Source organism: Kitasatospora sp. NPDC057965 (assembly GCF_042887135.1).
Classification (GTDB): Bacteria; Actinomycetota; Actinomycetes; order Streptomycetales; family Streptomycetaceae; genus Kitasatospora.
Genome location: NZ_JBHVPZ010000004.1, coordinates 120,965 through 133,515, shown reverse-complemented (window position 1 = coordinate 133,515; position 12,551 = coordinate 120,965). Strand labels below are relative to the sequence as shown.

Genomic DNA, 12,551 nt, shown 5'->3' with positions numbered 1-12,551 from the left:
GGGCTCGTCATCGCAGCTCATGACCGGGCGCGGGGCCGGACACTACGGTGAGGAACGTGTCCACTGTCATCAAGACGGACGGCCTCACCAAGAGGTTCCCCCGGGTGACCGCCCTCGATCAGCTGACCGTTGAGGTCGAGCCCGGGGTGGTCGGTCTGGTGGGGGCGAACGGGGCGGGCAAGTCCACACTCATCAAGATCCTGCTGGGGCTGGCCCCGGCGACCTCCGGGACCGGGCGGGTGCTCGGGCTGGACATCGCCACCCAGGGGTCGGAGATCCGCGAGCAGGTCGGCTACATGCCGGAGCACGACTGCCTGCCGCCGGACGTCTCGGCCACCGAGTTCGTGGTGCACATGGCGCGGATGGCCGGGCTGCCGGCCGCCGCCGCCCGCGAACGGACGGCGGACACGCTGCGGCACGTCGGGCTGTACGAGGAGCGCTACCGCCCGATGGGCGGCTACTCGACGGGCATGAAGCAACGGGTGAAGCTGGCGCAGGCGCTGGTGCACGACCCGAAGCTGGTGCTGCTGGACGAGCCGACCAACGGTCTGGACCCGGTCGGCCGGGACGACATGCTGGCGCTGATCCGCCGGGTGTACACGGACTTCGGAATCTCGGTGCTGGTCACCACCCACCTGCTGGGCGAGCTGGAGCGCACCTGCGACCACCTGGTGGTCATCGACGGCGGCAAGCTGCTGCGCTCCTCGTCCACCGCCTCGTTCACCGGCACGACGGCCACCCTGGCCGTCGAGGTGACGGACCACCCGGAGGACCACGCCCTGGACGCGGGCGCCGCGGTGCGCGAGCGGCTGGCGGCGGCGGGGCTCTCGGTGGAGCCGGAGGGCACGCGGATCCTGCTGGTCCGGCTGGCGGGTGACGACACGTACGACACCATCCGGGACGCGGTCGCGGACCTCGGGCTGGGGCTGGTGCGGCTGGAGGAGCGGCGGCACCGGGTCGCCGAACTGTTCACCCGGGACGCGGGGACGACGGAGAACGAGGGGGTTACCGCAGATGTCACTGCCTCCTGAGTTCAGGCCGGTCGACACCGGCGTCATCCACGACATCGGCTACCGCGGCTACACCGGCCCCCGGCTCGGCCGGGCGTACGCCACGCGCTCGCTGTTCACCCAGAGCCTGCGCGCCGCGTACGGCCTCGGACGGTCCGGCAAGTCCAAGGTGCTGCCGATGATCGTGCTGGGCGCGGCCACCGTGCCGGCCGTGATCATCGTGGCGGTCGCGCTGATGACCGCGTCCGACCGGCTCCCGGTGGACTACGCGCAGTACCTGAGCGCGATCGGGCTGGTGACCTCGATCTTCCTCGCCTCGCAGGCACCGGTGCTGTTCTCCCGGGACCTGCGCCACCACACCGTGCCGCTGTACTTCTCCCGCCCGATCACCCGCGCCGACTACGTTCGGGCCAAGTTCGGGGCGATGGCCTGCGCCCAGCTGCTGCTGATGGTCGCGCCACTGGTGGTGCTGTACGTCGGTTCGCTGCTGATCAAGCTGGACTTCGGCGACCAGACCGAGCACTTCTGCTACGGCCTGGTGGCCGCGGTGCTGTACGCGCTGGTGCCGACCTCGGTCGCGGTGGTGATCGCCGCCGCCACGCCGCGGCGCGGCTTCGGGGTGGCCGCGATCATGGGCTACCTCGCGGTCAGCACCACGGTGGTCGCGGTCGTGGTCGGGATGAGCATGTCCACCGTCGCCGTCGGCGGGAACCTCCCGGACTCCACCCAGTGGGCGGTGCTGCTGTCGCCGGGCGGGCTGGTGGAGAGCCTGGTCAACGAGCTGTTCGACCTCGGTGGTACCGGCCCCGAGCGGATGCACGCGCCGGGCGGGCTCGGCCTGCTGGTGTTCACCGCCGTCGCCGTCGCGATGGTGGCCGGCTCGTACCGGCTGCTGCTGCGCCGCTACCGGAACGTTTGAGAGGGCGTCATGGCCACCATCACCATCGACAAGGTCTCCCGCTGGTTCGGGAACGTGGTCGCCGTCAACGACGTCAGCATGGCGATCGGCCCCGGCATCACCGGCCTGCTGGGGCCGAACGGGGCCGGCAAGTCGACCCTGATCCACATGATGAGCGGCTTCCTGGCGCCGTCGACCGGGGCGGTGACCCTGGACGGCGCGCCGATCTGGCGCAACCAGGAGGTGTACCGGCAGATCGGCCTGGTCCCCGAGCGGGAGTCGATGTACGACTACCTGACCGGCTGGGAGTTCGTCCTCGCCAACGCCGAACTGCATGGGCTGCCCCACCCGGGTGCCGCGGCCCGCAAGGCGCTCGCCCTGGTCGAGATGGAGTACGCCCAGGAGCGGCGGACCGGCACCTACTCCAAGGGCATGAAGCAGCGGGTCAAGATGGCCTCGGCGCTGGTCCACGACCCGGCCGTGCTGCTGCTCGACGAGCCGTTCAACGGCATGGACCCCCGCCAGCGGCTCCAGCTGATGGACCTGCTGCGGCGGTTCGGCTCGGACGGCCGGACGGTGCTGTTCTCCTCGCACATCCTGGAGGAGGTCGAGCAGCTGGCCCGGCACATCGAGGTCGTGGTGGCCGGCCGGCACGCCGCCTCCGGTGACTTCCGGAAGATCCGCCGGCTGATGACCGACCGCCCGCACCGCTACCTGGTCCGCTCCAGCGACGACCGGCGGCTCGCGGCGGCGCTGATCGCCGACCCGTCGACCGCCGGCATCGAGCTGGACCTGCAGGAGCGGGCGCTGCGGATCCAGGCGGTGAACTTCCAGGGGTTCACCACCCTGCTGCCGAAGGTCGCCCAGCGGGCCGGTATCCGGCTGTACACCGTGGCACCGGCGGACGAGTCGCTGGAGAGCGTGTTCTCCTACCTCGTCTCCGCGTAGCGGCCCGGACGCCGTCCCGCCGACCGGCACCCACCTCCAGGACCTCAGGAAGGCCGACCCACCATGAACCCGACCGTCGCCAGGCTGACGCTGCGCGGCCTGCTCGGCCGCCGCCGCGGCCTGCTGCTGCTGGTGGTCCCCGCCCTGCTGCTGGCCGTCTCGGCGATCACCGCCGGGTCGAACGGCGACAAGCACGAGCTCGTCGTGAACGTCCTCGGCAAGCTCGGCCTCGGTACCCTGCTGCCGATCCTCGGCCTGGTCGTCGGTACCGGAGCCATCGCCACCGAGATCGACGACGGCTCGATCGTCTACCTGCTGGCCAAGCCGTTGCCGCGGTGGAAGATCATCACCACCAAGCTGACCGTCGCGATCGGCACCACCTGGGCCTTCGCGGCGCTGCCGATGCTGCTCGCGGGCCTGCTGCTGTACGGGACGAAGGAGGGCCTGGCGCTCGCCTACACCGTCGCCGCGCTGGTCGCCGGGGCCGCGTACAGCGCGCTGTTCCTGCTGCTCGGCGTGGTGACCCGGCACGCGGTGGTGGCCGGGCTGGCGTACGCGCTGGTGTGGGAGTCGCTGGTCGGCAACTTCGTCGCGGGCGCCCGCACGCTCAGCATCCAGCAGTGGGGGCTGGCGGTGGCCGAGTCGGTGGCGGCCGAGGGCTCGATCACCTCGGCGGTCTCGCTCGGCGCGGCCGTGCCGCTGCTGCTGGTGGTCGGCGTGGCGGCGACCGCGCTGGCCTCGGTGCGGCTGGCCGGGCTCACCCTCGCCTCGGAGGAGTGAGGAGCGGGGCGCGCCCGGCCCGGGCCGGCGGGGGCGGACGGGGTCAGAGCGTCCGGTCGCGTCCGGCGCCCCAGCCGGCGGCGGCGACCACGGTGGCCAGCACCAGCATCAGCGCCAGCGGGGTGGTCCAGCCGCCGGTCAGCTGGTGCAGGGCGCCGGCACCGACGGGGCCGGCCGCCGCGACCAGATAGCCGACCGCCTGCGACATGCCGCCCAGCTGGGCGGCGCCGGCGACGCTGTCGGTGCGCAGCACGATGAAGGCGAGTCCGAGGCCGAGCGAACCGCCCTGGGCGACACCGAGGATGGTGGCCGACACCCAGGCGCCGGGCACCGGGGCGATCAGCAGGACGGCGATGCCGAGGCCGTTGAGCGCGGCCATCGAGACGGCCAGCGCCCGCTGGCGGGTCATCCGGCCGGCGAACAGCGGCACCAGGAAGGCGCCCGCCACCTGCACCAGGTTGGAGAAGGCGAAGACCAGACCGGCCTCGCCGCGGTCCATCCCGTGGTCGGCCAGGATGGTCGGCATCCAGGCGACCAGGGTGTAGACCAGCAGCGACGAGATGCCCATGAACAGGCTGATCTGCCAGGCCAGCGGCGAGCGCCAGATGCCCTCGATCGGACGGGAGGCGGCGGCCGGCGCGACCGGCGCCGCGGTGCTTCCGGCGGTGGTCCCGGCGGCGGCCCGGGCCCGCAGCACCTGCGGCAGCCAGGCCACCGTGGCGACCAGCGCCAGCACCGACCAGGAACCGAGCGAGGCCTGCCAGCCGCCGCCCAGCGCGTGCTCCAGCGGCACCGAGAGGCCGGCCGCCATCGTCGCGCCGACCAGCATGGTGGTCGAGTAGACGCCGGTCATCGCCGCGGCCCGGCCCGGGAACTCACGCTTGACCAGGCCCGGCATCGAGACGTTCAGCACGGCGATCGCGACGCCGATCACCACGCACCCGGCGTACAGCGCCACCACCGAGGGCAGCACCCGCAGCAGCACGCCCGCGCCGAGCACCAGCACCGCGCCCAGCACCACCCGCTCGGTGCCGAACCGCCGGGTCAGCCGCGGGGTGAGCGGGGCGCCGACGCCCTGGAAGAGCACCGGCACGGTGGTGATCAGCCCGCTCGCGGTGGCGGAGAGCCCGAAGGTGTGCTGGATCTCGGCCACCATCGGCGACACCGCCGCCAGGCAGGCGCGCATGTTCAGGGCGACCAGCACGATGCCGGTCAGCAGCAGCGCGGGGTGCGCCAGCCGGCTGCGGACGGGGAGCGGGACGGTACCCGCGGAGGTGGTGGCAACCGGCTGCTGGGCACGGGTGACGGCCATGGGTGGTGCTGCTTTCGTGGAGTTCAAGGCGTGCGGGGGCACACCGGGTGAGCGGGGAACGGGGGCCTCGGCCCGTTCACTTCCGGGCGGCGATGGCGGCGAGGAGCTGCTCGACGGCCGCGGTCGGCTCGGCGAGCAGCGCGCGACACGCGCGCTCGGCCAGTTCCGGGTCGCCGCTCTCGATCGCGTCGACGAGGGCCTGATGGGTCGCCACGACCACCTCGGGCATCTCGTGGTCGCCGAACGCCGTCCGCATCGACTCGCGCACCGAGGCGCCGAAGTAGCGGTACACCTCGGTCAGTGCCGGGTTGTGCGCGGCCTCGACGACGGCGGTGTGGAACTCCAGGTCGTGCTCGACGGTCGCCTCGCGGCCGGCCCGCTCGGGGTGCGCCGCGATCACCTCGGCCTCGCGGGCCAGCGCGGCCCGCATCCGCCGGATGTCCTCGGGGGTGTGCCGCAGCGCCGCCAGCCGGGCGGCCTCGGTCTCCAGCGCGGCGCGGACCTCCAGGACGTCCCGCACCCCGGAGCGCTGCACGCCGCGCAGCACGGCGGCCGGGTCGCTGGTGGAGCGCACGAAGGTGCCCTCGCCCTGCCGGGAGACCAGCATGCCCGCGTGCACCAGGACCCGGATCGCCTCGCGGACGGTGTTGCGTCCGATGCCGAGGCGCTCGGCGAGCTCGTGCTCGGTCGGGATCCGCGAGCCGACCGGCCAGACGCCGGCGCTCAGCTGCTCCCGCAGCTGCTCGATCGCGGTGTCGACGAGGGAGCGCCGCCCGGCGGTCTGCAGTGTGTCCTGGGCGCTGTGGGCGCTGTGGGCGCTGCTCATGGCGGGCTCTCCTCCCCGGGCGTGGGCCGGCTACGGGCTGGTCATCGGTCATCCTACAACTGCTTGTCCGGTCATCCTACAACCGGCGGTGAACAGCGCGGGAACCGCTCGCGTCGGCCTGGCGTTCCTCCCGACGACCGGTGAGTCCACACCCCTTTGATACGAGGAGAGCGTCCGCATGGTGTTCAAGAAGCTGCTCGGTGCCCTGGGCGTCGGCGGTCCCGGCGTCGACACCGTCCTGAGCACGCCGGTCGTGCAGCCCGGCGGGACGATGGCCGGCACGGTCGAGCTGACCGGGGGGACGGTGGAGGCGGACATCCGGGGGATCACGCTGACCCTGGTCGCCCAGGTGGAGATCGAGCACGAGGACGGCGAGAGCACCGGCCTGTACCCGTTCGCCCGCTTCTCGGTGACCGCGCCGCTGAAGCTGGCGCCGGGCGAGAACCGCTCGATCCCGTTCGCCGTCCAGGTGCCGTGGGAGACGCCGGTCACCACCATCGCCGGGCAGCACCTGCACGGCATGCGGCTCGGGGTGCGCACCGAGGTCGACATCGCCGGCGCGCTGGACAAGGGCGACTCCGACCCGCTGGAGGTCGAGCCGCTGCCGGTGCAGCGCCGGATCCTGGACACCCTGCTCCAGCTGGGCTTCCGGTTCCGCTCGGCGGACCTGGAGGCCGGGCACATCCGCGGCACCGGGCAGACGCTGCCGTTCTACCAGGAGATCGAGTTCTCCTCGGCGCCGCGGTACGCGCACGCCTGCAACTCGCTGGAGGTCAGCTTCGTGACCACCCCGGGCAAGGTGGAGGTGGTGCTGGAGGCGGACCGGCGCGGCGGTCTGTTCGGCGGTGGCGGGGACGTGATCCGCACCCATGTGGTCGACCACGGCCAGGCCGGCGAGGACCTCACGGAGCTGGTGGACGGCTGGATCCGCGCCGCGCTCTGAGGCCCCCGCGCGCCCCCGCTCCCTCCGTCAGCCGTAGGAGACGTTGCTGCAGATGTCGTCGTCGGCGGAGCGGGCCTGGCCGACCACCTCGGCGGGCAGCGGGGCCGGGCCGCCGGACGGCCCGGCGGCAGCCGGAGCGGGCCCGCCGGACGCCGCGCCGGTGGCGTAGTCCAGACCGAGCCGCAGGCTGATCCCGGCGCCCGGCCCGGGGGCCACCGCGGCGCCCGGGAAGAGGGCGGCGACCTTCTGCGCGTTGCTCCGCTGCCCGGCCCCGTACTCGACGGTGGTGGTCGCCGCCCGGGCGGTGCCGCGCGCGGTGGCCGTCCCGGCCACGGTGACCCGGGCCGCCCGGAGCGTGTCGGCGGCCCGGGCGGCCAGGCCGGGGGTGCCGGTGCCGTTCTGGACGGTGACCCGGATCGGCGCACCGTCGGCGCCGAGCGGCGGGAGCGGTGGGGTCCTCGGGGCGGTCGGTGCCGTCGGGGTGGACGGTGGGGACGGTGGTGCGGCCGGTGACGGTGCGGGCGGCGCGGCGACCGCGTCCGGCTGGTGGCCGGTGGCGTCCTGGCCGTCGATGGTCCGGTCGGCCTGCAGGGTCCGCCACAGGGTGTCGACCGCCGGGTGCACCAGGTCGATCCGCGCGCCGTTGTAACGCCAGGGCGTGGTCAGGAACTTGACCTCGTGCAGGTCGATGTCCTTGAGCGTCAGGGCGAAGTCCACCAGCTTGGCGGCCGAGTCGAGGCCCGGGTCGACGGTCATCGAGCGGGTCGCGGCGTCGGCCAGCGGCAGCAGCGTGCCGGGGTTCAGGCCCCTGGTCTTGATCCGGGCCAGCAGCGAGGCGAGAAAGGCCTGCTGACGCTTCATCCGCCCGACGTCGGAGTCGTCGCCGATGCCGTGCCGGAGCCGGACGTAGTCCAGTGCCCGCTGCCCGGAGACCCGCTGGCGGCCCTTGGTGAGCACCACCTTGCCCTTCCGGCCCAGATTGGGGTTGATGTTCCCCTCGTGCACGGCGTTCGGCAGGCAGACGTCCACGCCGCCGACGGCGCCGGTCATCGCGGCGAAGCCGGCGAAGTTGACCTCGATGGTGTGGTCGATCCGGATGCCGGTGAGCTTCTCCACCGTGTTCTGCGTACAGGCCGGGTTGCCCGACTCGGAATTGCCCACCGAGAAGGCGGAGTTGAACATCTGCCCGGGCTGCTCCCGGGTCCAGCCGCCGTTCGGGAGCTTGCACCGGGGGACGGTCACCAGGGCGTCGCGCGGGATCGAGACGCCGACCGCGTGCCGGTGGTCGGCGTGGACGTGCAGCAGGATCGTGGTGTCGGAGCGGGCGCCGCCCTCGTTGCCGCCGCCGAGGTCGCCGTTGCCTCCGGCGCGCGAGTCGGAGCCGATCAGCAGCACGTTGACGGGCCGGTGGCCGTGCGCGTCGGCGCTGGGTTCGGGCGGGCGGTCGGGGGCGATGGCGTCGGGGTCGAAGGACCGGAGGTTGCCGTTCAGCCGGTAGTACACCGCGGCGCCGGCGCCGGCCAGGGCCACCAGCATCCCGGCCAGTGACCAGGCGATCAGCCGCCGGGCGCCGCGCCGGCCGCACCGGGCCGCCGCCCGCCGACCGGTGCGGGTCCGGGCGGTGCGGGCCGGCGTCGTCCGGCCCTGGGCGGCCCGGGCCTGCGCGGTGTGAGTCTGGGCGGCGCGGGTCTGTGCGGTGTGAGTCTGGGCGGCGCGGGTCGGTGCCATCCGGCCCTGCGCGACGCGGGTCTGCGCGGCGAGGGCCTGCCCGGTACGGCCCTGCGCGGCCCGGCGGGCCTCGGCCCGGCCGCCGGAACGCGGCAGCGGGAACCGGCCGGGGGCCTCTTCGGGGGGTTCGGTCCGGACGCCGCCGTCGGCGCGCCGCCGCCCAGCCGGATCCGGCGGGCCCTGGTCCCACTGGACTGACATGGCGCGCACCTCTCAGCGGCGGAAGCGGGCAACCCTGGGAGCATACAAACCCCTCCGGTGCCCGCCCGGCGGCCCGGGACGGCCGCACCCCCGCCGACCCGCGGCTTCGCCGTGGCGGCTCACCGCAGCATCACCCCAACGGCTGAACCGGCGGGGGCCGCGGCGAGGTTCACCCGTTCGGGTAGAGCCGCTCCAGCACGGCCGCGACGCCGTCCTCGTCATTGCTCAGGGTGACCTCGTCGGCCACCGCGAGCAGCTCCTGGTGCGCGTTGGCCATCGCGACGCCGTGCCGGGCCCAGCCGAACATCGGCACGTCGTTGGGCATGTCGCCGAAGGCGATGGTGTCGGCGGCCTTCACCCCGAGCCGGTGGGCGGCGACGGCCAGCCCGGTGGCCTTGGAGAGGCCGAGCGGCAGCAGCTCGACGATGCCGGCGCCGGCCATCACCACGCCGACCAGGTCGCCGGCCGCATGGCGGGCGGCCTCGGCCAGGGCGTCGTCGGTCAGCTCGGGGTGCTGGATGTACAGCTTGCTGACCGGGGCGCTGAGCAGTTCGTCCTTCGCGGTCCGGACCACCGGCAGCTCGGAGCCGATCTGCAGTTCGTAGCCGGGGCCGGCCAGCACGTCGCCGTCCAGGCCGTCCTGGCTGGCGGCGACCGCCAGCGGGCCGGTCTCCTCCTCGATCCGCTGGATCGCGAGGGCGGCCACCCGGCGGTCCAGGGTGAGCGAGGTGAGCAGCCGGTGCTCGCCCGCGTCGTAGACCTGGGCGCCCTGGCCGCAGACGGCTATGCCGCGGTAGCCGATCTCGTCGAAGACCGGGCGGGCCCAGGTGGCCGAGCGGCCGGTGACGATGATGTGCAGCGCCCCGGCCGCGGTGGCGTCGGCCAGCGCCGCGCGGTTGCGCGCCGAGACGCTCTCCACGCTGTTCAGCAGGGTGCCGTCGAGGTCGGTGGCGACCAGCTTGAAGGGCAGGTCGCCACCGTCCACGGGGGAGACGGGGCTGGGGCTGGTGGTGCTCATGGGCCGTGTCTCCCGGGAGTTGCTTCGTTGCTGCGTCCGCGTCGCTGCGTCCGCGTCGCCGCGGCTGCGGCCGGTGCCGGTTCCGGCACCGGCGGCGGTCCTACTTGGCCGGCTCCAGGACGGCGCGGCCACCGAGGTACGGGCGGAGCGCCTCGGGCACGACGACCGAGCCGTCGGCCTGCTGGTGGTTCTCCAGGATCGCCACGATGGTGCGCGGGACGGCGACCAGGGTGCCGTTCAGCGTGGCCAGCGGGCGCACCTTGCCCTCCTCGCGCATCCGGATGGCGAGGCGGCGCGACTGGTACTCGGTGGTGTTGGAGGTCGAGGTGACCTCGCGGTACTTGCCCTGGGTCGGGATCCAGGCCTCGATGTCGAACTTGCGCGCGGCCGAGGCCCCGAGGTCGCCGGAGGCGACGTCGATCACCCGGTAGGGCAGTTCGAGGGCGTTGAGGAAGTCCTTCTCCCACTGGAGCAGGCGGCGGTGCTCGTTCTCGGCGTCCTCGGGCGTGGTGAAGACGAACATCTCCACCTTCTCGAACTGGTGGACGCGGATGATGCCGCGGGTGTCCTTGCCGTAGGTGCCGGCCTCGCGGCGGAAGCAGGACGAGTAGCCGGCGTAGCGCAGCGGCAGCTTCTCGGCGTCGAGGATCTCGTCCATGTGGTACGCCGCGAGCGGGACCTCGCTGGTGCCGACCAGGTAGCGGTCGTCGCCCTCCAGGAAGTACACGTTCTCGGCGGCCTGGCCGAGGAAGCCGGTGCCGTCCATGGCGGCCGGGCGGACCAGGGCCGGGGTGATCATCGGGGTGAAGCCGGCGGCGGTGGCCTGGGCGATCGCCATGTTGACCAGGGCGAGCTCCAGCAGCGCGCCGACACCGGTCAGGTAGTACGACCGGGCACCGGCGACCTTGGCGCCGCGCTCGGTGTCGATCGCGCCGAGCAGCTGGCCCAGCTCGACGTGGTCGCGGGGCTCGAAGCCCTCGGCGGCGAAGTCGCGCGGGGTGCCGATCTCCTCCAGGGTGACGAAGTCCTCCTCGCCGCCGACCGGGGCGGCTGGGTCGATGAGGTTCGCCAGCGAGCGGAGCAGGCGCTCGGCCTCCTCCTTGGCCTCGGTCTGCTCGGCGTCGGCGGCCTTGACCTCGGCGGCCAGCTCCTTGGTGCGCTGGAGCAGGGCGGCCTTCTCCTCGCCCTGGGCCTTGGCGACGAGCTTGCCGAGGCCCTTCTGCTCGTTGCGCAGTTCGTCGAAGCGCGTGCCCGAGGACCGGCGACGCTCGTCGGCGGAGAGGAGGGCGTCGACCAGGTCGACGTCCTCGCCACGGACGCGCTGCGAGGCGCGCACTCGGTCAGGGTCCTCACGGAGCAGGCGAAGGTCAATCACGGGCCCAAGCCTACCGGGCGGGCGCCTGTCCACCGGTACCGGTTTTCCCCTGGGGATAACTCGCTCCAGCCTGTGGATAACCGCTGTGGGAAACCGCCCGGAGGCCGGTTATCCACAGGTTCGGGGCGGAGGCTGTGGATCGTGGGGCGGCGCCGGTGGACGAGGAGGCGAACCATGGAATTCGGGTTTCAAACCTGAATTGACCTTCTCGGGCGAGCGAATTGAAGCACTCGGACGGGTGATTTGCTGGCACCCGGGTGACTCTGGTCCGATTAGTCATCTCTGCGACGCAAACCGATGATCCGACCGAAACGTGCAGTGGCTAAACCGGTTTGTCGATTCATCCCCAGGCCTGTGGATAACTCGGACCTGTGGACAGTGCCCACCCCTGTGGACAAGCCCCGCACCGGGGCGACCGCCCTGTGGACGGCCGCCCGGCGGGGTGGAAAACGGTTCGAAAAGGACACGTGGCCGCCGAATGGCGCCCGGATGTCCGACCGGCTCGGCCGGCCGGACTCGGCCGCACTCGGCCCGACCCGACCGGACTCAGATGTCCCCGCGGCCGTCGAGGCAGCGCGAGAGCCAGTCCGAGGCCGCGCCGAAATCCGCGTCCGAGGTACCCGGCCGCTGGTGCTCCGACGTCTGCCGGCCGGCGCGCGGATAGGACCCGAGGAAGCGCACCTGCGGGCAGATCCGCTTGAGGCCCATCATCGCCTCGCCCACCCGGCGGTCGCTGAGGTGCCCCTCGCAGTCGATGAGGAAGCAGTAGTTGCCCAGCCCCTCCCCGGTCGGCCGGGACTCGATCCGCATCAGGTTGACCCCGCGCACGGCGAACTCCTGCAGCAGCTCCAGCAGCGCGCCCGGGTGGTCGTCCGGCAGCCAGACCACCATCGAGGTCTTGTCCGCCCCGGTCGGCGAGGAGACCCGGCCGGGCCGCCCCACCAGCACGAACCGGGTGGTCGCGCTCTGCGCGTCCACGATGTCCTTGACCAGCGGGTCGAGACCGTAGATCGGCGCCGCGAACTCGCCCGCGAACGCCCCGTCGTACCGCCCCTCGGCCACCAGCCGGGCGCCGTCCGCGTTGGACGCGGCGGACTCCCAGTGCGCGTCCGGCAGGTTGGCGGCCAGCCAGCGGCGGACCTGCGCCTGGGCCACCGGGTGGCTGGTGACCGTCTTCACGTCGGACAGCGCGGTGCCCGGGCGGACCAGCAGCGCGAAGGTGATCGGCAGCAGCACCTCGCGGTAGATCATCAGCGGCGCGCCGGAGGCCAGTTCGTCGTTGGTCGCCGTGACGGCGCCCTCGACCGAGTTCTCGATCGGCACGAACGCACCGGACGCCTCGCCGCCGCGCACCGCGTCCAGCACCAGCTGCACCGAGGACATCGGCACCAGCTCCCGGGTCGCCGCCTCCGGCAGGGTGCGCAGGGCCGCCTCGGTAAAGGTGCCCGCCGGCCCGAGGTACGTGTAGCGGGTTGCCGACATGACGCCTCCAAGGGGAACGGGACCTGTGGG

At 73.2% G+C, this 12,551-nt stretch carries 11 protein-coding genes; 5 read left to right on the top strand and 6 right to left on the bottom strand.

From position 1 onward, the window contains the following. The first annotated feature begins 56 nt into the window (after positions 1-56). The 4 genes from ACFVVU_RS06425 (at position 57) to ACFVVU_RS06410 (ending at position 3,636) form a co-directional block, all read left to right on the top strand. On the top strand, positions 57-1,031 hold the full coding sequence (locus ACFVVU_RS06425; RefSeq protein WP_380682661.1) for an ABC transporter ATP-binding protein: 975 nt from the start codon (positions 57-59) through the stop codon (positions 1,029-1,031). Beyond that, positions 1,015-1,929 carry an ABC transporter permease gene (locus ACFVVU_RS06420; protein WP_380682660.1) on the top strand — a complete coding sequence of 305 codons (915 nt, stop codon included), beginning with the start codon at positions 1,015-1,017 and terminating at the stop codon, positions 1,927-1,929. The genes ACFVVU_RS06425 and ACFVVU_RS06420 overlap by 17 nt, the downstream gene beginning before the upstream one ends. A gap of 9 nt (positions 1,930-1,938) precedes the next feature. Next, entirely contained in the window at positions 1,939-2,856 is a 918-nt protein-coding gene (locus tag ACFVVU_RS06415; RefSeq protein ID WP_355362282.1) for an ABC transporter ATP-binding protein, read from the top strand. 63 nt (positions 2,857-2,919) lie between these two features. Beyond that, the gene (locus ACFVVU_RS06410; protein ID WP_355362280.1) at positions 2,920-3,636 is read left to right on the top strand and encodes an ABC transporter permease subunit; all 717 of its coding nucleotides are present in this window, start codon (positions 2,920-2,922) and stop codon (positions 3,634-3,636) included. Positions 3,637-3,679: 43 nt separating this feature from the next. On the opposite strand, the gene ACFVVU_RS06405 is transcribed toward ACFVVU_RS06410, so the two are convergent. Continuing rightward, positions 3,680-4,948, bottom strand: a complete 1,269-nt coding sequence (locus tag ACFVVU_RS06405; protein WP_387788577.1) for a CynX/NimT family MFS transporter — start codon at positions 4,946-4,948, stop codon at positions 3,680-3,682. 76 nt (positions 4,949-5,024) lie between these two features. Then, positions 5,025-5,774 (bottom strand): FadR/GntR family transcriptional regulator, encoded by a 750-nt coding sequence (locus ACFVVU_RS06400; RefSeq protein WP_387788576.1) that lies wholly within the window; start codon positions 5,772-5,774, stop codon positions 5,025-5,027. 178 nt (positions 5,775-5,952) lie between these two features. Here ACFVVU_RS06400 and ACFVVU_RS06395 point away from each other — a divergent pair, with 178 nt between their 5' ends. After that, positions 5,953-6,717 (top strand): sporulation protein, encoded by a 765-nt coding sequence (locus ACFVVU_RS06395; RefSeq protein WP_380682657.1) that lies wholly within the window; start codon positions 5,953-5,955, stop codon positions 6,715-6,717. Between the two features lie 27 nt (positions 6,718-6,744). On the opposite strand, the gene ACFVVU_RS06390 is transcribed toward ACFVVU_RS06395, so the two are convergent. From ACFVVU_RS06390 to pheA, 4 genes are all read right to left on the bottom strand, one after another. Then, complete coding sequence (locus ACFVVU_RS06390) at positions 6,745-8,646, bottom strand: LCP family protein (protein WP_387788575.1); 1,902 nt, start codon at positions 8,644-8,646, stop codon at positions 6,745-6,747. 169 nt (positions 8,647-8,815) lie between these two features. Further along, positions 8,816-9,664 carry an HAD family hydrolase gene (locus ACFVVU_RS06385; RefSeq protein WP_380682655.1) on the bottom strand — a complete coding sequence of 283 codons (849 nt, stop codon included), beginning with the start codon at positions 9,662-9,664 and terminating at the stop codon, positions 8,816-8,818. A 100-nt stretch (positions 9,665-9,764) separates the two neighbouring features. Continuing rightward, complete coding sequence (gene serS / locus ACFVVU_RS06380; RefSeq protein WP_355362268.1) at positions 9,765-11,039, bottom strand: serine--tRNA ligase; 1,275 nt, start codon at positions 11,037-11,039, stop codon at positions 9,765-9,767. Between the two features lie 546 nt (positions 11,040-11,585). Beyond that, positions 11,586-12,521 carry a prephenate dehydratase gene (pheA, locus tag ACFVVU_RS06375; protein ID WP_387788574.1) on the bottom strand — a complete coding sequence of 312 codons (936 nt, stop codon included), beginning with the start codon at positions 12,519-12,521 and terminating at the stop codon, positions 11,586-11,588. Positions 12,522-12,551: the final 30 nt, after the last annotated feature.